The organism is Halpernia sp. (genome assembly GCF_048269545.1).
GTDB lineage: Bacteria > Bacteroidota > Bacteroidia > Flavobacteriales > Weeksellaceae > Halpernia.
Genome location: NZ_JBLXIJ010000001.1, coordinates 389,005 through 413,413 on the forward strand (window position 1 = coordinate 389,005; position 24,409 = coordinate 413,413).

Sequence of the window (24,409 nt, forward strand, 5' to 3'; positions counted from 1 at the left end):
TTTTAAAATAAAATAAAAAAGCTGTTCCTTTCGAAACAGCTTTTGGATAAAAAATTTAAATGAATTGTTTTTTATTGAACAGAAATATTATCTAACTGAATTGTTGTTGTAACGCCACCTTTTGCTCCTTTGTATTCAAATACAACAAAACCATTTCCTGTAAGTGATGCAGGGAAATTGTAAGTACCTGCATTATTTAAAGTTCCATAACCAGAGGTTGGAGTTTTTGGAATTGTAAAATTAGAAGTAATATCAGTAAGAGTTGCAGAACTAATATCGCCTAAAACAGTGTAATCTTTAGTTGTAAATACTTTGAGCGCATCTCCATTATAGTAACCAACATTCACGTCAAATTTCACAGAATTTGCCGCTGTAAAATCAACAGGGACAATAAAGTAAGTAGTGAAAGAACCGTTACCTGCATTTGCACTAAGTTGTAAATAATTATTTCCACCAAAATTTCTTAGTTGCCAATATCTATTTCCTACAAATGGGTCATTAATATATTTTGGAAATACTTCTAATAAATTCACTGAGCCATAACTTTCAAAATCTTCTAAGAAAGACCCGCTATAACTTACTGCAGTGCCGCCTTTTGGTGGAGTTGCGTCATATCTATTTCCGCTTTCTGGAATATTTACGTCGGATAAACTTCTGATAAGATTTTGCCAAGAAGAATTATATCTGCTTACAACAAAAGTTACAGCACCATTTCCTTTTGGTAACATGGTTTTACCACCACTAAAAAACGCAGAGTTTCTTATAATAGAACTACTTCCTGTGTTGTCTTCTATATTTCTATCTGTATCTACACCTGCGCCTGCTACATAATCTAAATAAGTTTTACCTAAATCTCCTGAGGCAAATTGTACATTTTTAACAGTAACTAAAGTATTAATATATTTTGGATCTTGTGCAGCAGCTAAATTTGGTAATTCTGTCGGTTTAATTGTAGCAATTTCCATTGTTCCACCGTTACAAACTCCCGCAATATATCTTGAAAATAAAGAATTAGGAATTCTTCCAATTGCAAAAGATGGATCTACGGAACCTAATTTTATTACACCACGATCTGTTCCTAAAACTAAACCATTTGCTTTAATTCTTACATGACTTCCAACAGGGAAATCTGCGTAATTACTTGCGCGATCAACTTCCATTTGTAATCCTACGGTTGGATTTTCTGGTTTATCTTGGAAAGAAATGGTTTTGTAAAAGTTACCATTTTCATCGGATGAAATTATATAAGCGTCAAAAATTACTGGAGCTCCACTTTCAGGAATTTTAATTGTGTTAGTTGGAGGTGCCATTGCCACAAAATTTGCCATTGTAATTGTGGAGGCATCAAATCTATTATTACAATTAATTGGCGGCGTTTCCCAGTCATTACTGCGAACGCAAGATGTGATGGTTATAGCTGCAATAGCTAAACTTAACACCGGTTTTAAGTATTTTTTTATATTCATTACTTTATCTTTTTATAATTAATTTTTTTTAAAATCTGAATTGTAAGTTTACAAAATAAGAGCGACCTTGTGTATAGAATAATTTTGGTCCAAATAATGGATATTCTCTGTCATTATCTTGTACAAATTTTGGGAAACTCACGTTTCTGGTTTGTTCAAATCCGCCGGTAATATATTTTGTATTATTAAAAATATTATTAACTGAAGCAGTAATTAAAACATAATATTTTCCTAATCTCCAAGATTTCCCTGCATTTGCATTAAAGAAATAGGCAGAAGGTAATTTATTTGGTTGTAATCTGTCTCTAAGTGCAGCTTCCGTAATTCCCGGATAAGGTGTACCAGATACGGAATTTTGAATAAATCTTTCTGTTCTTATTATAGCAGAAGGATCTAAATAGTTTTCGCCTAAATAACTCCAGTTTGCGCCAATCCAATAATATTTTGGAGAGTTATAGCGAATTCCCAAAGAGTAACCTTCTTGTGGTGTCCCACCTTGTCTGTAATCTTTTAAATAAGCTTTTCCTAAATCTAAATAAGATTGTCCGTTAGCAAAAGTTCCTGCTGCATCCGAAGCAAAATAGGTTTCTGGATTATTTCTGTAAGTAAATTGTCCATAACTTGCGGCACCTTGTAAAGAAATTGTAGGTGTGATTTTTATGTCTAAACCTAATTCTGCACCCATATTTCTTTTTTCTACATTAGACATTACTTGAGTTACAAAAGCACTTTGTACTTGTGTTGCATCACCTTCTGCGTTTTGAGCGTCAAGTTGAATGCCGTCTGCAAAAAATCTTTGAACGTTTGTTTCGTTTTGTGTATCTATTAAATAACCAGTTAATCTCACTTTTATAAATGGTGAAGAAAGTATGTAGCTTAAATCATTCGCATTGGTAATTGTGCTTTTTAGATTTGGCGCAACTGAAGAATTAACTCTTGGATTAATAAAAACATCTTCTAAGTAAGGTGCTTGCGAAAAATAAGCTCCATTATAGACAATAAAATTTCTACCGTTTATTTTATAAATAGCTTGTCCTTTAATTCCAAAATTCCAAAAATCATATTTAGGACTTTTTCCAAATCCATCTGGATATAAATAATGATTAAAAATTCCTTCTCTTGTAGAAGCAGAATAACCTACTAAACCAGAAATGAAAAGATCAAATTTACCAGTAGAAAAACTTAAGCCTGGGTTTACTTTAACTTCATCTCTTGTAAAATTATAATCATAGTTTATTTTATCGCCTTTTCTTTTGGTATAATCACTTTCGCCTTGGTTGTATAAACCGCTTGTTCCAGGATTATTGGTAGCTGCAAATGGATCTTTATTTAAAGCAAAATCTCCACCCAATAAATCAGCAACTTCTCGATAAAGTTCAGAGCGATAATTTTGGTAAGAAATATTTAATAAGAATTTTGTAGTATCATTAAAATTATGAACGAAATGGGTTCCGACATTAAATATTTTATCATCATTTACATCATTCACTACAAAATATAAAGAGCGTCTCCCAGAAGAGCCATAAAGATTATTTACAGGTTGCGAAAGATTTGATTGGTATAATTTAGTCCAATTAATCTGTGTGAAATTTGGATCGCCATTTTGCCATCCGTTTAAAGCTGTATTATAGGCGTCTTTCAAATTATCAACGTTTGCATTGGGATCTTTTATTAATGCTTGTTTTATTTGATCATCGTAGTAACTTGGTAAATATCTATAATATTGAGGAGAAGGATTTGGAACATTTTGCCAATCTAATCTGGAGGCTTTTTCTTTTCCAAATTGGTAAGAAACATTGGTCCACAAACTATTTTTATTGTTGATTTTCCAATAATGAGATAATTGAAAAAGCGGCTCAAAACTTGTTTTTACACGCTCGCTTCTTTTTTCACCATCTTGAAAGCCCCAATAAGAATTATAATGAACACCGCCATAATTATAAACTTCTTGTGTGCTTGGACTTGATGTAGAACGTCTATAAGGAGAACCTAAAAAATTAAAAACCAAAGTATGTTTATCTGAAATCTTTTTTTCAATACCTAAATAAGTTCCGAAAGCATCATAAAAAGTTCCTTCTTGTATTCCTTCTTGTGCCCATCTTCTTGCGCCCATTATTGTATAAGCCCATCCTTTTCTATTCATTCCCGAAGAATATCTTAGAGAAGCACGATTTCTATAATTACGATTGGTGAGAGAATATGTAGCTTGAAATCCTTTGCGATTGTCGCTTGGTTTTGTGTTTTTATAAATAACAGAACTTGCGCTGCCAAAAGCATATTCTGAAGGAGAATGATTGGTTGCAACTTCTGGATATCGCGTGATTTCATTTAAGCCACCCCAATTTCCAAAATCTACATTTCCATTATCAGAACGTGTCATAGTTACACCATTTAGCATAAACTCTCCAGCTCTTCCATCAATACCTCTTGGTCTAAACCAATATGCACCTAAATCAAAAGCAGCAATTCTACTAAAAACATCCTGTGAAGAAGTTAGTAAACCAACAGTTGAAGATTGGCTATTGTCTTCTTCATCTCCACTATTATCTAAAATTGTAATACCTTGATCCGCCTCAGTAAGACTTGTATATAAAGTTATTACACCCAAATCTTTTCTTTTTTCTTTGGCAACATCAAATTCCATTACTTTGGTTTCAAAGTCTGGTTTTGAAATTTCAATTTGATAGTGTCCTTCTTTTAAATCAACAAACTGAAAGTAGCCAATTTTATCAGCTGTAACTTTGTTCGAGAGACCTTTTAAATCTACTTCTGCACGTTCTATCGGTTTTCCTGCTGCATCTTTCAAATAAGCAAATACTGTAGTTTGCGCAAAATAAAAAGAGCTGGGAACTAACGTAAATAAAGCGATTAATGATAGTTTTTTAAACATATTATTAAGTATTGTGTTATAAAGATTAACAAAAAATTTATCTTTAAGTGGGTAAATTTAACAAAAAAAATTTAAAATTTATATGAATTTAACAAAATCTGCAAAAATTAATTTTGTAGATTTGTTTAAATTAAAATTTATATTAAAATGAAAAAGTTTTATACATTGGTTTTGATGTTATTATTTATTTTCGGATTTTCACAAAAAGGAGAGCTGAGAAAAGTCGCAACAGTAGGATTTTTAAATGTTGAAAATATGTGGGACACTATTCAATCTGCAGATTATATAGATGGGACGAAAGCGATAAGTAATCCTGCTTTTCACCGAAGTATTCCTATAGATTCTATAAAGTTTTTAGCACACGAAGAATATGATGGACCGTGGAATGACTATGCTCTGAAAGGTAAAAAAGTTGTGAGATTACAAGGATCTTCTGATGAGTTTACTCCCAGTAGTCCAAAAAATTATGGAAAAAAAATATATGAAGAAAAGTTGCATAATATCGCGAAAGTAATTTCTCAAATTGGTGCTCAATACACAAAAACAGCACCTGTTGTTGTTGGATTAATTGAGGTAGAAAACCGAAAAGTTGTAGAAGATATTGCGCATTATCCAACTTTAGCAAAATATGATTATGGAATTATTCATTTTAATTCTTATGATTATCGTGGGATAGATGTTGCTTTGCTTTATCAAAAAAGAAGATTTACGCCAACCAATGCTTTAAAAAAAGAAATAAAAATTTTTAATGAAGATGGAAAACAACAGTACACGAGAGATATTATTGTTTTAACCGGTTTTTTAGATAATGAAAAAGTTGCGTTTTTTATGAATCATTGGCCGTCAAGATTAGGCGGAGAAGCAGTTTCTCTACCCAAAAGAAATAAAGCAGGAGATGTATTAAAAAAAGAAATGGACAGTGTGAGAGCATTAGATCCTTCTACAAAATTATTTGCGATGGGCGATTTTAATGATGATCCTGTAAGTCCAAGTATTAAAGATCATTTGGGAGCAGTAGGAGATATTAAAGATGTAACACCAGATCGACCTTATGTTGATTTAATGTATCCACTTTATAAAAAGGGAGTAGCTTCTTTAGCTTATCGAGATTCTCCCAATTTATTTGATCAAATTATTGTGTCTTCTAATTTAATTAGTGATAAAGTAGGAAAAGAATATTCTGTTTATAAAGCAGAGATTTTTGCACCTTCTTATTTAATTAATAAGACCGGGAGTTTTAAAGGTTATCCTTTCCGATCTTGGAACGGTGACCAATTCACCGGCGGTTATAGCGATCACTTTCCAGCCTTTGTGGTATTACAAAGAGAATACAATCCAAAATAAAATAAAATGAAAAAAATTTTTGGAATTCTTTTAATATCTTTTACAATTTTTTCTTGTATTCCTCAAAACCAAGCGGCTTCAGAACAAAATAAAGAAATTAAACCAGAGAAAAATAATGACGGAGAATGGGATCTTCAAGTTATAGATTCACAATATGACTATTTCCTTAATGCAATCGCAAAACCAATGAGTTTTTACACAGAATCATATTTGAAAAGCAGAAATGCTTCTTTAGTAAGTGAGTGGAATTCATTATATTTTTCTGGTAGATATAAAAATGTTATAGAATCTTCTATAGATTATAATCCACAAGAAAATTACGGGTTAAAATTTGAGTATAAATTATATCAAGTTTTTGCTTACGTTCAGTGGAAATATGGTTTAAAATTAAACGGATTTAGTCAATAATTATTTTTTTAATTTACTCAAATTTAAACATAAAAAAAGTTCAGTTATAAACTGAACCTTTTTTATGTTTTATATATGATTAAAAATTATTTGTTATAATTTTCTTCTACAACGTCCCAATTAATTAAATCGAAAAAATTAGTCACATAATCTGGTCTTTTATTTTGGTAATTAAGATAATATGCGTGTTCCCAAACATCAATTCCTAATAACGGCGTTGCTTGACAATCTGCAACTGGCATTAATGGATTATCTTGATTTGGTGTAGAACAAACAGCTAAAGAACCATCCTCTTTTTTACATAACCAAGCCCAACCTGAACCGAATCTGGTTTTTGCAGCAGTAGAAAAATCTTCTTTAAATTTATCAAAGCCCCCATAATTTTCTATTTGTGCTTTTACGTTTCCAACTGGATTTTTACTTCCGCCTGGTTTTAAAATTTTCCAGAAAAGACTGTGGTTAAAATGTCCGCCACCGTTATTTCTTACTGCAGGTTTGTCAGTTCCAGTTTTGCAAACCTCTTCAATACTTTTATTTTCTAAGTCAGTTCCTGCAATCGCTTTATTTAAATTATCCACATAACCTTGATGGTGTTTTGTGTAGTGAATTTCCATCGTTTTCGCGTCTATGTGTGGTTCTAATGCGTCGTACGCGAATCCTAATTCTGGTAATTGAAATGACATAATATTATTATTTTTAAATGTTCTATTCAAAAATAAGCAAAAATTATGCTATTGTCTCAATCTTAGATTGAATTTATTAAATCTTTAACATTGATGAAGTCAATAAATTTTAATAAAAATTTAGATTTTTAAAAGAAATTTTAAACAATAAATATTAATCAAGGAATTAAAGCTTATCTTTTAAAAACAAAAAAACCAATCAAAAAAAATCTGATTGGCTTTAAAATATTAGTCAAAAGGTTCTAATTCAATAGGATTGTTTCCCTTCTTCTTGATTGTTTCTATCATTTCTTCCATTTCTTTTTTAAACTCTCCTTCCTCCATCGGAGGATAAGAATTTAAGGTGTATTTTAGATTGTATTCTGCCTCTAAAAATTTCTTTTTTGTTAAAATTTTATAGTTATCAGCATCAAAGTTAATTGCTACTTTCTTATTTTGAATAGAGATAACAGTAAAATGGTAATCATCTTTTTCATCAAATATCTCCATAATTAATCCCGGCAAACCCGAAAATTTATATGGACCGTAAGGAAAAGAATAATCTGATGAAAAATAAGCCGTCCAATTTCTACCATATTTTTCAGTTGTTGCCATTTGGCAATTGCTTCCATTAATAATTTTAAATTTTGGTAATATTTTCCATTTTATATTATATTTCTCCAAATAACCAAGTTTAAAATCCATTACAGGATAAAGCAATTCAGTATAAGTTGAGTTTTTATAATAAATAATTTTATCGATATTGTAAATTACTGCTGAATTTAGATTTGAACTTTCTGGAATATAGCCTTCATAGAACTTTCCCAATAGACCGTCATCACAAGAAAAAGAAAAATCTTTTCCAATCAGTAAGGCAACTTTTGGATATGATCTACTCTCGTAATCTTTACTTTCTTTTAGTTGAGCTTGGTACACCACAAAAATATTGGCAGTTGCATTTACTTTTTGACCAAAAACATTTAAAATAGTAAAAAGAACAAATAAAGTGAAAATTTTTTCTCTCATAATAAAATAATTGCACTAAAATTATGAATATTCTTTCTAAAAAAGCCAATCAAATAAAAATCTGATTGGCTTTAATATTTTAATTTAAGAAATTTATTTATTCATAGACATCAAAAACTCTTCGTTGTTTAAAGTGTTTTTCATTTGTTTATTTACAAAATCCATTGCTTCTAAAGGATTCATATCAGATAAATATTTTCTTAAAATCCACATTCTCTGTAAAGTCACCTCATCTAAAAGAATATCATCGCGACGCGTACTGGAAGAAACCAAATCAACTGCAGGATAAATTCTTTTGTTAGAAATTTTTCTATCTAATTGTAATTCCATATTTCCTGTTCCTTTAAATTCCTCAAAAATGACTTCGTCCATTTTAGAACCAGTATCAATTAAAGCGGTTGCAATAATTGTGAGAGAACCTCCATTTTCAATTTTTCTTGCCGCACCAAAAAAACGTTTTGGTTTATGAAGCGCATTTGCATCTACACCTCCAGAAAGTATTTTTCCTGAAGCTGGAGTTACTGTATTGTAAGCTCTTGCGAGACGCGTAATAGAATCTAATAAAATCACCACATCGTGACCACATTCTACCATTCTTTGTGCTTTTGCAAGAACTAAATTGGCAACTTTCACGTGTTTGTCTGCGGCTTCATCAAAAGTAGAAGCAATTACTTCTGCATTTACACTTCTTTCCATATCCGTAACTTCTTCCGGTCTTTCATCAATTAAAAGAACCATCATATAAGCTTCTGGATGATTAGAAGAAATTGCATTTGCAATATCTTTTAGCAACATTGTTTTACCCGTTTTCGGTTGTGCCACAATCATTGCTCTTTGTCCTTTTCCAATTGGTGCAAATAAGTCTACAATTCTTGTTGAAAGTGTAGAACCTTTTCCAGCTAAATTAAATTTTTCTTGCGGGAAAAGCGGTGTTAAATATTCAAAAGCAACGCGGTCTTTTATGAAATCTAAATCTCGTCCGTTTACTTCTGTTGGTTTTAAAAGTGAAAAATATTTCTCGCCTTCTTTTGGTAATCTTACAATTCCACGAACGGTATCTCCCGTTTTTAAACCGTAATTTCTAATTTGATTGGTAGAAACATAAACGTCATCTGGTGAAGAAATATAGCTAAAATCTGATGATCTTAAAAAGCCATAATTATCTGGTAAAATTTCCAGAACGCCTTCTATTGTTACAATCCCGTCAAAATTAAATTCTTTTTTCTTTTCATGTTCTTCACTGTGATCAGAATTTTTAGAATTTGGATTTTGATGATTTTTATTTTGATTAGGATTTGGTTTCCGATTGTTTGGATGATTCGGATTATTGCTATTTGCTTTTGCGTTATTGTTCGCGTGCTCTTTGTTTTTATTTTGTTGATTCGGATGTTGTGCTTTTTGATCCGATTTTTGTTCCGAAACTTCCGAATTTTCGTTTTTGTTTTCAGATTTGTTTTCAGATTTTATATCTTCCGAAGAATTTTCTGCTGGTTTTTTCTCCACTCTTTTACGAGCTTTTGGAGCTGGATTTGATTTTTCTTCAGTTTTTTCTTCAGTTTTTTCTTCAGCTTTGGATTCTAATTTAATTTCCTGTGGTTTTTCTTCCGTCGCAACTACTGATTTTTTCACAGGTTTCTTTTTGGGAGCCGGTTTCTTTAAAGGTTTTTTTTCTTCAGCTGTAGAATTGTTTTCCGCGGCTTGTTCCGTAGAGTTGTAATAATCTTTTGCAACTTTGGTATTTGAAGCTTGATAATCTAAAATAGCAAAAATTTTGTCGTTTTCTGTACTGTTTTTAGAAGTTTTGATGCCTAAGTCATCAGAGATTTTGGTTAAATCATCAGAAGATTTAGACCTTAATTTTTCGAGGTTAAACATAAAATATGTTAAATATGTAAATTATAAGTGTGTGCAAATAAGAAGTTTAAGTCAGGAGACTTATGTCTTTATTGTAATTTGTATTGCAAATCTACACTATTTTTTGAATTGTGCAAAAATTAATTTACTTTTGTGCAACCAAGTTTTAATTAAACTTATATCTTAATGTTACAAAGAATTCAAAGTATTTGGTTGCTAATTGCAATTTTTGGAGCCGTATTTTTATACAGCGTTTCCACCGATTTGGATGTAGAAATGAAAGCACCAATTATGCTTATTTCCTGCGCTGTATTAGTAATTTTAGGAGGTTTAAGTTTATTTGGTTTTAAAAATAGAAAAAGACAAATTGCACTGAATAAACTCAGTATAATTTTAAACGTTTTGTTGCTTGGTTTGTTGTCTTATTGGCTACTAAAATTATCTGGAGGAATTAATTTTCCTGAGAAAGGTATTGAACCACTTTTTCCGGTGATATCTATTATCTGTTTGCAAATTGCAAACATTTATATCCGGAGAGATGAAAGGATCGTAAAATCTGTAGACCGTTTGCGATAAACTCACAACGATTTTTTTTGAGTTAAGCAGTTTCTTCGGAAGCTGCTTTTTTATTTGGGCAGCTTTTTCCGTCTTCCGTTCCCGCTTTTTTTGTTCCGCGTTGCTCCACAAAAAAGAGCTCCACTCAAGCCGGGCTGCAATATTCGTAATTATTGAAATGGATAAATAAATAGTTGTTTTTTAGAAAAAAGAATTAAAAATCTGCTTCTTATGCAAAATTCGCAGGAGACTTTCTTCGTTAAATTAAAATAAGGTTTCAGTAAAAATTAATTATTTTAAAATCAGTAATTTTACCGCCTAATTTACCATTAAATGAAGCCTTTAAAAAGAATATTATTTTTCGCAAAACCACATCAGAAGTATCTTTTTCTTAGTATTTTTTTTAATATTCTATATTCAGTTTTAAACATTTTTTCACTTGCCACAATGTTGCCCATTTTAGGTTTACTTTTTGGGACTGTGGATAAAATAGATATAACAGTAAAACCAGTATGGACGGATAGTTTCACAACTTATGTAAAAAACTTAACGCAATATACCATTCAAACTGATATGGATAAATACGGCGCAGTAAAAGTTTTAGCCGTGCTTTGTAGTATTACAGCGGTTGCATTTCTTTTAAGAAATATTTTTAGATATCTCGGCGCTTATTTTTTAGTGAATTATAGAGTTGGAATTACCAAAGATTTACGCACTGCTTTGTATGATAAATTTTTAAAATTACCTGTTTCATTCTTTACAGAACAAAGAAAAGGCGATATGATGAGCCGAATTTCTAATGACATTGATGCCGTTCAAGGTGGAATAATGGGCGCTTTAGTTGATGTTATCAATTCGCCATTTATGATTATTTCTTCACTAATTGCGCTTTTTTTAATCTCACCAAATCTTACTTTATTTTCACTTATTGTTTTCCCAATTATGGGTGGATTAATTGCAATTGTTGGGAAAAGTTTAAAAAGACAAGCCCATTCTGCACAACATGAACTGGGAAATCTTTTTTCTTTGGTTGATGAAACTTTAAAATCATCTAAAGTAATTAAAATTTTTAGTGCAGATAAAATCTTAAAAAATAGATTTAATGATACAACAAATTTATGGCAAAAGTTTGCAATTGGAATGAGCCGAAAACGTGAAATGGCTTCTCCAATGAGTGAATTTTTAGGTTCTGTAACAATTTTAATAATTACTTGGTACGCAGGAACTCAGATTTTAGAAGCGCATACCATGAAACCGCAAAGTTTCTTGGTTTTTATAGGTTTGTTTTTCCAAATTTTAGATCCAGCAAAAAAATTATCTGCTGCAATTTCTTCTATTCAAGGTGGTTTAGCGAGTTTAGAAAGAGTATCTGAAGTTTTAGATTATGATTTAAAAATTGAAGAAGTAGAAAATCCAAAACCAATTTCAAATCTTAATGACAAAATTGAATTTAAAAATATTGGTTTTTATTACGATGTAGATAACGTAATTTTAAAACATTTTTCACTCACGCTTCCGAAAGGAAAAACAGTTGCTTTGGTCGGGCAATCTGGAAGTGGGAAAACTACAATCGCCAATTTATTAGCAAGATTTTACGATGTTTCTGAAGGTGAAATTTTAATCGACGGCACAAATATTAAAGAATTAAAAATAAAAGAATACCGACATTTATTAGGAATGGTTACGCAAGAATCGGTTTTATTTAATGACTCTGTTTACAATAATATTTTAATGGGAAAACCTTCTGCAACGCAGGAAGAAGTAATCGAAGCTGCAAAAATTGCAAACGCTGATTTTTTCATCACAGAACTTCCAGATTCTTATAATACAAATATTGGTGACGACGGAAATAAATTATCTGGCGGACAAAAACAAAGATTGTCTATCGCAAGAGCCGTTTTAAAAAATCCGCCAATTATGATTTTGGATGAAGCCACATCTGCTTTAGACACGGAATCTGAAAAAATGGTGCAAGACGCTTTAGACAAAATGATGGAAAACCGAACTTCATTAATTATAGCTCACCGACTTTCTACCATTCAAAAAGCAGATTGGATTGTGGTAATGGAACGAGGTGAAATTGTAGAACAGGGAACACATCAGGAATTAATGGACAAAAAATCGACTTATTTTAAATTGGTAGAATTGCAAAATTTTAAATAAGAATAGACATTAAGATGTTAGATTCTAGATCTTAGACTTTAAATGAAATTTTCAGATCATATTATTTCTTTCTCTCCGGATTCTGCTTCAAAAAAGCGTCCCATCCTGAGTAAGATTTTCCCGTAGAAATATTTCCCGAATTAAAATGATGGCAAACCGCAACCGCTAATCCATCCGATGCGTCAAGAGATTTTAAAGGCAATTCTTTTAAATTAAATAAATTTTTCAGCATACCTGCGACTTGCTCTTTACTTGCATTTCCGTTTCCTGTAATTGCCATTTTTACTTTTTTCGGGGAATATTCACAAATAGGAATATTTCGGTGTAAACTTGCCGCCATCGCCACGCCTTGCGCTCTGCCCAATTTCAGCATCGACTGAACGTTTTTCCCAAAAAATGGCGCTTCCAAAGCCACTTCATCTGGATGAAATTCATCAATTAAAGCCAAAGTTTTATCAAAAATAACTTTCAGTTTCGTTTCGTGATTGGGATATTTTTTCAGAATCAGTTCGTGAATGGAAATCAATTCCATTTTATTATTCTTCACTGAAATTAAACCAAAACCCATAATTGCGGTTCCGGGATCAATTCCTAAAATTATTTTTTCGCTTTGCATTAGGACAAATTTAGAGAATTTTAATCCGTTTTCAGCATAGCAATTTCATCCCGCAATCTCGCTGCTTCAATAAAATCTAAATTTTTTGCCGCTTTCTCCATCGCTTTTTTCTTAGCCGCGATTAAAATGTCTGTGTTTTCACCATAAGATGCTTTTTCTTCTGCCACTTTTTGCAAAATTTCTTTTTGAGTGTATTTTGGATCCGGGAAATCTTTACTTCTTCCCACCAAAGCTTCGCTGATTTTTTTATTTAAAGCCATTGGAACTTTGCCGTGTTTCTCGTTGTATTCCATCTGTCGGGCGCGGCGGTAATTGGTTTCGTCAATTGCATTTTGCATAGAACCTGTGATTTTATCGGCATAAAGAATCGCTTTTCCATTGATATTTCTCGCCGCACGACCAATTGTTTGAACCAAAGAACGGCGCGAACGAAGCATTCCTTCTTTGTCCGCATCTAAAATCGCAACCAAGGAAACTTCCGGTAAATCCAGACCTTCACGCAATAAATTGACACCAACCAACACATCAAAAACGCCCAAACGCAAATCTTGCATAATTTGAATTCTTTCTAAAGTTTCGACATCCGAGTGAATATAACGCGTTCTGATTCCAAATTTTGTAAAATATTTCGTTAGTTCTTCCGCCATTTTTTTAGTTAAAGTCGTAACCAAAGTTCTTTCGTCAATTTCAACTCTTTTTTGAATTTCTTCAATTAAATCATCAATTTGGTTTAAAGAAGATTTAATTTCAATCACCGGATCTAAAAGTCCAGTGGGACGAATGATTTGTTCAATATAAGTTCCGCCGGATTTTTCTAATTCGTAATCGGCAGGTGTCGCGGAAACATAAATTACTTGATTCTGCATTTCTTCAAACTCATTAAATTTTAATGGTCGATTGTCCATCGCTGCAGGAAGTCTGAAACCGTGTTCTACCAAAACTTCTTTTCGGCTTCTATCACCGCCGTACATCGCGTGGACTTGCGGAATTGTGGCGTGACTTTCATCAATTACCATTAAAAAATCTTTCGGAAAATAATCCAATAAACAGAATGGTCGAGTTCCAGGAAGTCTTCCATCTAAATAACGCGAATAATTTTCAATTCCGCTGCAATAACCCAATTCTTTGATCATTTCCAAATCGAATTCTGTGCGTTCTTCTAAACGTTTGGCTTCAAAAGGTTTTTCTATTTGTCTGAAAAAATCAACTTGCTTTACCAAATCATCTTGAATTGCGCGAATTGCACCGTTCATAGTTTCCTTTGAAGTCACGAAAAGATTCGCCGGATAAATTTTAATTTCGTCAAAATCCGACATTACGTTTCCGGAAACGGGATCAAAACTTTGAATTGTATCAATTTCATCCCCAAAAAATTGAATTCGAATTGCATTATCTGCGTAAGCTGGATAAACATCTACCACATCACCTTTCACACGGAAAGTTCCACGTTGAAATTCATTTAATGTTCTGGAATAAAGCGCGCTTACTAAGTTGTGAAGTAATTTCGTACGCGTAATTTTTTCGTTTTTTGCTAAAGAAATTAGAGATTTATGAAATTCAGTTGGATTTCCAATTCCATAAATACAGGAAACTGAAGCCACAATTAAAACATCTCTTCTCCCAGAAAGCAAACTCGCAGAAGCGGCAAGTCGCAGTTTTTCTACTTCTTCATTTATGGATAAATCTTTTTCAATGTAAGTATTGGAGGACGCAATAAAGGCTTCTGGTTGATAATAATCGTAATAACTCACAAAATATTCCACCGCATTATTTGGAAAAAATTCTTTGAATTCCATAAACAATTGCGCAGCCAAAGTTTTATTGTGCGCCAAAACCAAAGTTGGTTTTTGCACTTCATTAATCACATTTGCAATGGTAAAAGTTTTCCCAGAACCAGTTACTCCCAAAAGTGTTTGGTATTTTTCACCCAAATCTAAACCTTTTACTAATCCTTCAATTGCTTGTGGTTGATCACCGGTTGGTTTATATTCGGATTCTAATTGAAATTTCATATTACAAAAATACAAAATTTAGTGCTGAATAATGATCAAAAAAAACCGCAACAGAATTCTCAATTGCGGTTTAAAAAATGAATTCTTAATTTAAACTTTTCCCAATTTTACTGTAAAATGTCTTAAAATTTCTGGTTCCCAAATAATTTTATAACCTGTTTTAATTTCATTTCTACGATCAAAAACATTTTTTAAAGCCACTGCAATATAATCCATGTGATTATTAGTATAAGTTCTGCGTGGAATTGCAAGACGCAATAATTCTAATTTTGGATAACGATTTTCTCGCGTGTCTGGATCTCTATCTGCTAATAAAGTCCCGATTTCAACACCACGAATTCCAGCTTCATTGTAAAGTTCAATCCCTAAAGTTTGTGCAGGAAATTCTTCTCTTTTTAGATGAGGTAAAAATTTCAGTGCATCAACAAAAATTGCATGACCTCCAATTGGTTTCTGAATTGGAATTCCAAATTCTATTAATCTTTTTCCTAAATATTCCACTTGTGAAATTCGACTTTCTAAATATTCAAATTCTGTGGCTTCGTTTAAACCAACCGCTAAAGCCGCCATATCGCGTCCCGCCATTCCGCCATAAGTGATAAATCCTTCAAAAATAATGGTGAAATTAGAAGCTTCTTGAAATACTTTTTCATTATTTAAAGCGATAAATCCACCGATATTTACCAAGCCGTCTTTTTTGGAACTCATCGTCATTCCATCTCCGTAAGAAAAAACTTCTTTTGCTATTTCTTTGATGGATTTATTTTCTTGTCCTGCTTCTCTTGTTTTTATGAAATAAGCATTTTCAGCAAATCTTGCAGAATCAAAATAAATAGGAATTCCATATTGATCGGATAATTTTTTTACCGCTTTTATATTTTCCAATGAAACAGGTTGTCCACCAGAAGAATTACAAGTAATTGTAATTAAACAAAATGGAATCTTTTCTTTTGGGTTATTTTTATAAACTTCTTCTAATTTATTTAAATCAATGTTTCCTTTAAAAGGATAAAGATCATCTACGTTAAAAGCTTTATCTATGGTACAATCCAAAGCGTGGGCTTTTCTCATTTCAATATGTCCTTTTGTAGTGTCAAAATGTGAATTTCCTGGAACGATATCTCCATCTTTTACCAGAACCGAAAATAATATATTTTCTGCAGCTCTTCCTTGATGCGTTGGTAAAAGAAAAGGAAATCCTGTTAAATTTTGTACAGTTTGATGAAGTTCATCGAATGAACGAGAACCTGCATAACTTTCGTCACCCGACATTAAAGCGCTCCATTGTCTGTCCGACATTGCGCCAGTTCCGCTGTCTGTGAGAAGATCTATAAAAACTTGAGAACTTTTTAAATTAAATAGATTAAAGTGTGCATTTTTTATCCAATTTATTCTTTGTTCTTTTGTTGATTGATGGATTTCTTCAATCATTTTAATTCTGTAAGGTTCTGAGTATGGTAAATTCATGAGTAATGGTTAAAATAAATAATGAGTATTTTAAAAATGTGAAAACAAGCAATAAACAATTTTGTTATTGCTCCACTAATTGCACATTACTTATTATTCCGGCGCTTTGAAAACGGAAGCGTCCGAATGAAAACCTGCAACACCGCCACTTACAGCAAATTTCATTGCGTTTGCGGCATCTACATTATGTAAAATTTTTACATTTTCTGTTTGAACAAAAACCACCCAACCAGAAACGGCGTAAGAATGTGGTAAATAAACGGAAACATAACCGGGAAAACCCACGCCAGATAAATCACTTTGTGTAAGAAAACCCACACGCCAAACTTCTGGTTCTGCGGATGTAAGAATTAAAACGGGAATATTAAACTTTTTTTTATCACCTACAAATGAAGACATAACGTCTTTAAGAGAGGTATAAATAAATTTAATTCCAGGCGTATGTTCTAATAGATAATCAAAACTATCCACAATAATTTTACCGATTATAAATTTGTTACCAATAAAACCAATAAAAGCCGTTCCAAAAATAACAATAAGGAAAACCAAGCCCGGAAATTGTGCTGAAATTGACGGAATAAGGTTGTCAATTCCCGAAATGAAATACCAAATAATACCAATGGTCGCAGCAATTGGACCAATAATTACCAAGCCTTGTAAAAAAGAGCGAAGGAAAAGTCTCACGTAAATATTGAAATTACTTTTCATGGCGTTTTATTAATAATAATGGCGGTTAGCAATAGTATTTTTAAATTTTTAATAATAAAATTAATTTAATTGGCATAAATATTGAATCTTTAATACTAATTAAAAAATAAACTTATGCAAACTACAAACAATTTTTTGAAACTGACAGAAAAAATTTCAATTTTTTTAATGACAATTTTTTTTAGTGTTGTCGCTTTTGCGCAAGAGAAAACACCTGATTTAAAAGTAGATGTAAATACTACAAAAAGCACAACTACAACAGATTGGTACACAAATCCAATTTATTGGGTAATTGGCGCAGTAGTTTTGATTATTATTGTTGCCTTAATTTCTAGAGGTGGTGGTAAAAGAGATTAGTAAAAATCTTAAAAACTAATATCAAACAGTTTCTATTTTAGAGGCTGTTTTTTTACGTAGATATTCTAAAATTTTCCAGCCAAGGGTATCGAGTTTTTTTAAACTAATTGCAATTCCAACTGCTAGTAAAACATTCAATAAATAAATAATTATCATTAAAACAATCCAATTAAAATGCGCTTTTAGAGGTACTACTGCAAAATAAACCAATGAAGAACTTATACCTTGTGCGAAATAAAAGAAAATTGCGTTTCTTCCAATATAATTAATTACATTATCTTTATTAATTTTCAGTCTATTATATAAGATAAAAACTGTTATTAATGAAAATAAAGACCATAAAACATAAGCGGTTTTTGGCGGGAATTTCTGTTTATTCATTAAATAAAATACGTCTTTGCCGAAAGTATAAAAGAGAATTCCTAATAAAATAGCTAAACTTCCGTACAAAATAGGAATAAATTTGGTTGGTATTTTTTTTCCTTTTAATTGATGCGCTACTAAAAAAACGGCGAGATAAAATGCGACATAACCAACTTGTCCAGTTGGATAATAATGTGGGAAAATATTGAAAATCGCGGTTAAACTAAGACAAAGTGCAATAAACCACCAAATATGTTTTGAGAAAAATCTTAGGATTAAAACTCCGAAAACCGTTAAAATAAAATAAACTTTTAAATACCAGAAACTTCCCATTACAACGGGAAAAGTGTCTGCGTTTGTGTATTGATGAAGATACCAATTCCCGAGATTTTGCCATTGTGGAACATCAGAAATATTAATAGGAACATATTTAGAACCAAAAGTGGAATAGAAGTTTTTTAGCCAATTTATATCAAAAAAATGAAGACCGAAAACTTTGAAAAAATAATCTAAAAAGAAAAGAAATGTTACGAAAATCATATAAGTGATTTGTAATTTCAGCAATCTGTACAATGTTTTTTCAATTTTATTTCCAGATGTTAAACCACTTAAAGCGAAGAAAATAGGAACATCAAACACTAAAGAAAATATACGGATTTCTGCAGGAATATAATATTGTCCAGACCAATAAGCTGTGTGAATAAATATTATGGAAAGCGTTGCAAGTCCCTTCGCAAAATCGATGTATAAATCTCTTTTCATAGTTTATTTGAAAATCAAATTTAAATAAAAAAACGAGAAAAGAAATAAGAAAATAGCTGAGTTGAGTTTATTTATATTTTTAAAAATGAAGTTTAATTATTTTTTAATTAAAATTTAATATTGAATTGTGGATAACTCAAAAATATTTCTTATTTTTGCACCCTGAATTAATTAACAAAATAATAAACAATGTTTGCAATTGTAGAAATAGCAGGGCTTCAATATAAAATTGAGCAAGACCAAAAGTTGTTTGTAAACCGTTTGAAAGGAGAAGTAGGTGCGAAAGTGTCTTTTGAAAAAGTTCTTCTTACTGTAAACGGAGCAACCACAGTAGGCGCCCCGGCTGTAAAAGGTATCACGGTAGATGCAGAAATCATTAAGCATTTAAAAGCTGATAAAGTAATCGTTTTCAAGAAAAAAAGAAGAAAAGGATACGAAAAGAAAAACGGACACAGACAATCTCTTACTCAAATTCAAATTACTGGAATTACTGGTTTTGATGATAAGAAAAAAGAAGAGAAAAAAGCGACTCCGAAAGCTAAAAAAGAAAATGCGACTGACAAAAAACCAGTGGCAAAAAAAGCAACTAAGAAATCTGACAGCGAGTCTGCAGAGTAAATATTAACTCAAAACATTAAAATAAAATGGCACACAAAAAAGGAGTTGGTAGTTCCAAAAACGGTAGAGAATCTCATTCTAAAAGATTAGGTGTGAAGATTTTCGGTGGACAATCTGCAATTGCAGGTAACATTATTGTAAGACAAAGAGGTACAACTCATCACCCAGGTTTAAACGTGGGAATGGGAAAAGACCATACTTTACATGCATTAGTAGATGGAACTGTAGTATTTAGAAAGAAAGCAAACGATAGATCTTTTGTATCTATTGAACCAAACGCGTAAACTTACCACGCGTTTTATAAATTAAAATCCCGAATAAATCGGGATTTTTTTATTTAAATATCTTTTTTAAATGAAAGATGTTTTATTTATTTAAAAAATTCTAACAATGAAAATTAAATTAATATTTATATTTCTTTTCTGTTTGGCTTTTACTGCAAAAGCACAAATTAAAATTTTGTTTGATGCTACAAAAGCAGAAATGGCAAGTAATGCAGATTGGGTAATTGATGCCGATACAAATAATTTAAAAGCAACTTCTTTAGGGACTTATTCAACAGGTGGAAGTGATTCTAATCCGCAACAAATTCCAACTCCCGCACAAAGTGGAATTACTAATAATACACCAGAAACTTATTGGAAAGGTGCTTTGAGCGCGTGGGCTGTAGATTTAGTAAAGTTAGGTTACACAGTTGAAACATTGCCATATAATGGAAAAATTACCTATGGAGACAAAACTAATTCTCAGGATTTATCCAATTACAAAGTATTTATAATAGATGAGCCCAACTTTCAATTTGCACTTGAAGAAAAAAATGCACTGGTAAATTTTGTAAAAAATGGAGGAGGACTTTTTATTATTAGTGATCATAATATAAGTGATAGAAACAAAGATGGATGGGATTCTCCCAATATTTGGAATGATTTTTTTAGTACCAATACGGTGAAAACCAATCCTTTTGGTATTACATTCGATTTAGCAAATATTTCTGGAGCTACAACTAATTTTGCAAATTTCCTCACAAATACCATTTTACATGGCACTTCTGGAACTCCCACTCAGATGGATTTTTTTAATGGTACAACCATGACTTTAAATACCACAAACAATCCCACAGTGCAAGGTTTAATTTTTAAATCTGGTTCTTCTACAACTGGTTTGGTAAATGTAATGTTTGCAACAGCAACTTATGGAACTGGGAAAGTTTGTGCTTTAGGAGATAGTTCAGTTCCAGATGATGGAACGGGAGATTCTGGAGATTCACTTTATAATGGTTATACAGGAGATGCGAATGGAAATCACAGACCTTTGCTTTTAAATGCGACAGCTTGGTTAGCGACAGATTCTGGTTTAGGCTTAAATGATTTAGCAAAATCTGATATTAATTTAGAAATTTTCCCAAATCCTAGTTCAGATTTTATTTATATTAAAAATGTTAAGAATAATAATATTTATAATTTGACTATTTCTGATAGTACGGGAAAATTAGTTTTTTCTAAAGAATTTAATTCAAACAAAATAGATATAAAAAGTCTTCAAAAAGGTTTATATTATTTAACAATAAAAACACAAAACGGAGTTAAGAGTTTTAAATTTATCAAGAAATAATAGTTTCATTAAAAATTAAATTTAAAAATTCTTCAATATTTCTTTTTTTAAGAGATAAAATGAAACTAAACCCAAGAATTTTAGTTTAAAAAATTACTTAAAAAAAGTGGTAAATTTGTTCACTACAACAAACTCATGAAAAACATTAGAAACTTCTGCATCATTGCACATATTGATCACGGCAAATCAACTTTAGCAGATCGTCTTTTAGAATATACCAATACAGTTACCCAAAGAGAATTACAATCTCAAACTTTGGATGATATGGATTTGGAAAAAGAACGCGGAATTACCATAAAATCTCACGCCATACAAATGGATTATGAGTACCAAGGCGAAAAATATATTTTTAATTTAATTGATACTCCCGGACACGTAGATTTTTCCTACGAAGTTTCACGTTCTATTGCAGCTTGCGAAGGTGCGCTTCTTATCGTAGATGCTGCACAAAGTATTCAAGCTCAGACGATAAGCAACTTATATTTGGCTTTAGAAAATGATTTAACAATTATACCTGTTCTAAATAAAATTGATCTTCCTTCTGCAAATCCCGAAGAAGTAACGGACGAAATCATGAATCTTATCGGTTGCGAATATGAAGATGTTCTGCGCGTTTCTGGTAAAACCGGAGAAGGCGTTTTAGACCTTTTAGAACATATAGTAACTAGAATTCCAGCACCTGTCGGAGATCCGGATGCACCACTTCAAGCTTTAATTTTTGATTCGGTTTACAATCCTTTTCGTGGAATTGAAGCCTATTTTAAAGTAGTAAATGGAAAAATTACGAAAGGTGAAAAAATTAAATTTTTTGCTACAGAAAAAACGTATGAAGCCGATGAGGTGGGAACTTTAAAATTAAAACAATTGCCAAAAAAAGAAATTCTTTGCGGCGATGTGGGTTACATTATTTCTGGAATTAAAGATGCACGCGAAGTAAAAGTTGGAGACACAATTACAAGTGTATTTAATCCCGCGGAAAAAGCAATTGAAGGTTTTGAAGAAGTAAAACCGATGGTTTTTGCAGGAATTTATCCCATCGAATCTGAAGATTTTGAAGAGTTGCGTTTTTCATTAGAAAAATTAAGATTAAATGATGCTTCCCTCGTTTTCGAACCAGAAAGTTCTGCGGCATTAGGATTTGGTTTCCGTTGCGGATTTTTGGGAATGCTTCACATGGAAATTGTGCAGGAAAGATTGGATCGGGAATTTAATATGGATGTAATTACAACGGTTCCAAACGTTTCTTACCTTGGTTATTCCAAAAGAAATCCTGAAACACCGATTCTCATAAATAATCCTTCAGAAATGATGGATCCAACTATTTTAGACAGAGTAGAAGAGCCTTTTATAAAAGCATCGATTATAACAAAATCAGACTTTGTTGGACCAATTATGACTTTATGTATTGAGAAACGAGGGGAAATTGTAAACCAAAGTTATCTTACTTCTGAACGTGTAGAATTGGTTTTTAATATGCCCTTAGCTGAAGTGGTTTTTGATTTTTATGACCGCTTAAAATCCATTTCAAAAGGTTACGCTTCTTTTGATTATCACCCCATTGGAATGCGCGCCTCGAAATTGGTAAAAATGGATATTTTAATTAATGGCGATATGGTAGATGCGCTTTCTTCATTAATTCACGATTCCAACGCATATAATATTGGGAAAAAAATGTGTGAAAAATTACGCCAATTAATTCCGCGTCAGCAATTTGATATTGCTGTTCAAGCCGCTTTAGGAGCAAAAGTAATTGCTCGTGAAACTATAAAAGCTTTAAGAAAAGATGTAACTGCAAAATGTTACGGAGGCGATATTTCCAGAAAAAGAAAATTGCTTGAAAAGCAAAAAGAAGGAAAGAAAAAAATGAAGCAAATTGGTCGTGTAGAAGTTCCACAATCTGCGTTTATGGCGGTTTTGAAGTTGAATGATTAATCAATTAAATAAGGATTCCACAAATATTAAAATTCCAGAAAATAATTTAAAATTTTAGTATGAAAAACTTCCTCAGAATAGCTTTAGGAATTGCAATGATTTTTGCAGGAATTGGTCATCTAACTTTTGTACGTGAAATATTTCAAGCGCAGGTTCCAGATTTTGTTCCGTTTTCAAAAGATTTCACCGTCATTTCTTCTGGAATTGTAGAAATCTCTTTTGGTTTAGCGATGGTTTTTTTAGTAAAACAAAAAGAATATGTTGGTTTAATTTTAGCAATTTTTTATGTCTTAATTTTCCCTGGAAATATTCATCAATACACAAATCATTTAGATGGCTGTGGTTTAAACACAGACGAAAAAAGATTAGGAAGATTATTTTTCCAACCTGTTTTAATTTTCTTAGCGCTTTATTCTACAGATGGGTGGAAATTATTAAAATCAAAAAAATAAAAAAATTTTTAAATTTCTGAAGGTGTTTCAGTTTTATTTCGGTAAACTTTTAAAAATTACTTTCTTCTAAAAGAAGTTCAATTTTTTAAAAATCCCGCGAATTAGCAAAAACTTTATTTAAGCTTTAAATCAGAGAAATTTAATCTTTTAATCACACAAAACCTTTGTTCCTTTTGTGGTTTAAAACCTATTTCGGTAAACCTTTTTTCAGAGCTTTGTTTGCGGTTTCTACGGCTTTTTTCTCTTTCCAATCCATGTATCGCGTTTTGTATTTTTTCTTCAGAATATTATCAATATTTCGCTGAATAATTAAATTATAAAGAGAATGTGCTTTCACCGCCCAAGATTTATCCCAAGCTCTTTGCGAAATTGAAAAACTTCCGTCTAAATATTTCATATAATGCCACCAACCGGTCGGCATAAAAAGTGTGTCGCCATGTTCTAGAAAACATTCAATTCCTTCTATTCCATCTAATGCAGGAAATTTTTCAAAATCTGGATTTGCGATGTCATAATCTTCAAATGCATAAGTTGCATAAGGCATTTTATACAATCTGTCTTTCCATTTATAATCGAACAAAAGCACATGTTTTCTTCCATTAAAATGCGTGTGGAAAATGTGCGGCATATCAATATCAAAATGCAGGAAAGTTTCAGAACCTTCTCCGCCGAAAAACATGGCAGGATATTTATCTAAAAAACCACCCATTAATTCTGTAGGTGAAATGTAATCTTCTAATAATTTTGGCGCAGATTTTATGGGATCAAAAAGAAAAATTCTTAAATCTGTTGGTTCTTTTTGTATTAAATCGATATAATCTGCAAATTTCATTTTCGTTGCAGAAGAATTGATTGGTGCAGCTGGATCTGCTTTTGAACTGTCATAAAGTGGCACTTCTACATCTCCGACAGTTTTTTTCATGTAGTCCATTGTCCACTTTTGGTAAGCGGGCCACTTTTTTGCTATGTTTTTTATAACCAAAGGTTTTCTTGGTTTTAGATAATTATTGTAAAAATCTTCTTTAGAAATATCTTCAACAATATCAATTGGTTTTAAATGAAGCGCCATAATTTTATCTTGAAAGAGCAAATTTATTAAAAAAATTAATAGAATATTTTAACTAATTGGTTATTTAAAAATCA

21 protein-coding genes are annotated in these 24,409 nt (G+C 31.6%); 10 read left to right on the forward strand and 11 right to left on the reverse strand.

The genetic code is table 11. The annotated features are described in order from the left end of the window. Positions 1 to 71 precede the first annotated feature (71 nt). Together ACN0WB_RS01780 and ACN0WB_RS01785 are read right to left on the reverse strand one after the other, a co-directional pair. On the reverse strand, positions 72 to 1,466 hold the full coding sequence (locus ACN0WB_RS01780; RefSeq protein ID WP_417428228.1) for a DUF5689 domain-containing protein: 1,395 nt from the start codon (positions 1,464 to 1,466) through the stop codon (positions 72 to 74). Positions 1,467 to 1,494: 28 nt separating this feature from the next. Next, positions 1,495 to 4,356, reverse strand: coding sequence for a carboxypeptidase regulatory-like domain-containing protein (locus ACN0WB_RS01785; protein WP_417428230.1), 2,862 nt, complete (start codon positions 4,354 to 4,356; stop codon positions 1,495 to 1,497). 147 nt (positions 4,357 to 4,503) lie between these two features. Between ACN0WB_RS01785 and ACN0WB_RS01790 the strand changes: the two genes are divergently transcribed. Both ACN0WB_RS01790 and ACN0WB_RS01795 read left to right on the forward strand, forming a co-directional pair. Continuing rightward, complete coding sequence (locus tag ACN0WB_RS01790; RefSeq protein WP_417428232.1) at positions 4,504 to 5,700, forward strand: endonuclease; 1,197 nt, start codon at positions 4,504 to 4,506, stop codon at positions 5,698 to 5,700. A 6-nt stretch (positions 5,701 to 5,706) separates the two neighbouring features. Beyond that, positions 5,707 to 6,108: a DUF6146 family protein gene (locus ACN0WB_RS01795; protein ID WP_417428234.1), complete on the forward strand. Its 402-nt coding sequence runs from the start codon at positions 5,707 to 5,709 to the stop codon at positions 6,106 to 6,108. 86 nt (positions 6,109 to 6,194) lie between these two features. Here ACN0WB_RS01795 and ACN0WB_RS01800 read toward each other — a convergent pair whose 3' ends face one another. The 3 genes from ACN0WB_RS01800 to rho form a co-directional block, all read right to left on the reverse strand. Next, on the reverse strand, positions 6,195 to 6,791 hold the full coding sequence (locus ACN0WB_RS01800; protein WP_417428236.1) for a superoxide dismutase: 597 nt from the start codon (positions 6,789 to 6,791) through the stop codon (positions 6,195 to 6,197). A 228-nt stretch (positions 6,792 to 7,019) separates the two neighbouring features. Next, on the reverse strand, positions 7,020 to 7,796 hold the full coding sequence (locus ACN0WB_RS01805) for a GLPGLI family protein (protein ID WP_417428238.1): 777 nt from the start codon (positions 7,794 to 7,796) through the stop codon (positions 7,020 to 7,022). 93 nt (positions 7,797 to 7,889) lie between these two features. Next, the gene (gene rho, locus ACN0WB_RS01810; protein ID WP_417428240.1) at positions 7,890 to 9,671 is read right to left on the reverse strand and encodes a transcription termination factor Rho; all 1,782 of its coding nucleotides are present in this window, start codon (positions 9,669 to 9,671) and stop codon (positions 7,890 to 7,892) included. 165 nt (positions 9,672 to 9,836) lie between these two features. Between rho and ACN0WB_RS01815 the strand changes: the two genes are divergently transcribed. Next, positions 9,837 to 10,226 carry a DUF4293 family protein gene (locus tag ACN0WB_RS01815; RefSeq protein WP_417428242.1) on the forward strand — a complete coding sequence of 130 codons (390 nt, stop codon included), beginning with the start codon at positions 9,837 to 9,839 and terminating at the stop codon, positions 10,224 to 10,226. Positions 10,227 to 10,538: 312 nt separating this feature from the next. Next, entirely contained in the window at positions 10,539 to 12,368 is a 1,830-nt protein-coding gene (locus ACN0WB_RS01820) for an ABC transporter ATP-binding protein (RefSeq protein WP_417428244.1), read from the forward strand. 61 nt (positions 12,369 to 12,429) lie between these two features. On the opposite strand, the gene ruvC is transcribed toward ACN0WB_RS01820, so the two are convergent. From ruvC to ACN0WB_RS01840, 4 genes are all read right to left on the reverse strand, one after another. Continuing rightward, positions 12,430 to 12,984 carry a crossover junction endodeoxyribonuclease RuvC gene (ruvC, locus tag ACN0WB_RS01825; RefSeq protein WP_417428246.1) on the reverse strand — a complete coding sequence of 185 codons (555 nt, stop codon included), beginning with the start codon at positions 12,982 to 12,984 and terminating at the stop codon, positions 12,430 to 12,432. 20 nt (positions 12,985 to 13,004) lie between these two features. Then, on the reverse strand, positions 13,005 to 14,996 hold the full coding sequence (uvrB, locus tag ACN0WB_RS01830) for an excinuclease ABC subunit UvrB (protein ID WP_417428248.1): 1,992 nt from the start codon (positions 14,994 to 14,996) through the stop codon (positions 13,005 to 13,007). Positions 14,997 to 15,086: 90 nt separating this feature from the next. Continuing rightward, the gene (locus ACN0WB_RS01835) at positions 15,087 to 16,463 is read right to left on the reverse strand and encodes a tryptophanase (protein WP_417428250.1); all 1,377 of its coding nucleotides are present in this window, start codon (positions 16,461 to 16,463) and stop codon (positions 15,087 to 15,089) included. 93 nt (positions 16,464 to 16,556) lie between these two features. Continuing rightward, positions 16,557 to 17,171, reverse strand: a complete 615-nt coding sequence (locus tag ACN0WB_RS01840) for a DUF502 domain-containing protein (RefSeq protein WP_417428252.1) — start codon at positions 17,169 to 17,171, stop codon at positions 16,557 to 16,559. Between the two features lie 168 nt (positions 17,172 to 17,339). On the opposite strand from ACN0WB_RS01840, the gene ACN0WB_RS01845 reads away from it, so the two are divergent. Continuing rightward, positions 17,340 to 17,528 (forward strand): hypothetical protein, encoded by a 189-nt coding sequence (locus tag ACN0WB_RS01845; RefSeq protein ID WP_417428254.1) that lies wholly within the window; start codon positions 17,340 to 17,342, stop codon positions 17,526 to 17,528. A gap of 21 nt (positions 17,529 to 17,549) precedes the next feature. Here the strand turns inward: ACN0WB_RS01845 and ACN0WB_RS01850 are convergent, their stop codons facing one another. Next, complete coding sequence (locus tag ACN0WB_RS01850) at positions 17,550 to 18,653, reverse strand: acyltransferase family protein (protein ID WP_417428256.1); 1,104 nt, start codon at positions 18,651 to 18,653, stop codon at positions 17,550 to 17,552. Positions 18,654 to 18,842: 189 nt separating this feature from the next. Between ACN0WB_RS01850 and rplU the strand changes: the two genes are divergently transcribed. From rplU to ACN0WB_RS01875, 5 genes are all read left to right on the forward strand, one after another. Further along, entirely contained in the window at positions 18,843 to 19,271 is a 429-nt protein-coding gene (gene rplU, locus ACN0WB_RS01855) for a 50S ribosomal protein L21 (protein WP_417428258.1), read from the forward strand. A 26-nt stretch (positions 19,272 to 19,297) separates the two neighbouring features. Next, positions 19,298 to 19,555, forward strand: coding sequence for a 50S ribosomal protein L27 (gene rpmA / locus ACN0WB_RS01860; protein WP_417428260.1), 258 nt, complete (start codon positions 19,298 to 19,300; stop codon positions 19,553 to 19,555). A 106-nt stretch (positions 19,556 to 19,661) separates the two neighbouring features. Next, positions 19,662 to 20,882, forward strand: a complete 1,221-nt coding sequence (locus ACN0WB_RS01865; protein WP_417428262.1) for a T9SS type A sorting domain-containing protein — start codon at positions 19,662 to 19,664, stop codon at positions 20,880 to 20,882. 135 nt (positions 20,883 to 21,017) lie between these two features. Then, entirely contained in the window at positions 21,018 to 22,814 is a 1,797-nt protein-coding gene (gene lepA, locus ACN0WB_RS01870; RefSeq protein WP_417428264.1) for a translation elongation factor 4, read from the forward strand. A gap of 59 nt (positions 22,815 to 22,873) precedes the next feature. Continuing rightward, the gene (locus ACN0WB_RS01875) at positions 22,874 to 23,266 is read left to right on the forward strand and encodes a hypothetical protein (RefSeq protein WP_417428266.1); all 393 of its coding nucleotides are present in this window, start codon (positions 22,874 to 22,876) and stop codon (positions 23,264 to 23,266) included. 187 nt (positions 23,267 to 23,453) lie between these two features. Here the strand turns inward: ACN0WB_RS01875 and ACN0WB_RS01880 are convergent, their stop codons facing one another. Next, the gene (locus tag ACN0WB_RS01880) at positions 23,454 to 24,335 is read right to left on the reverse strand and encodes a cupin-like domain-containing protein (protein ID WP_417428268.1); all 882 of its coding nucleotides are present in this window, start codon (positions 24,333 to 24,335) and stop codon (positions 23,454 to 23,456) included. Positions 24,336 to 24,409: the final 74 nt, after the last annotated feature.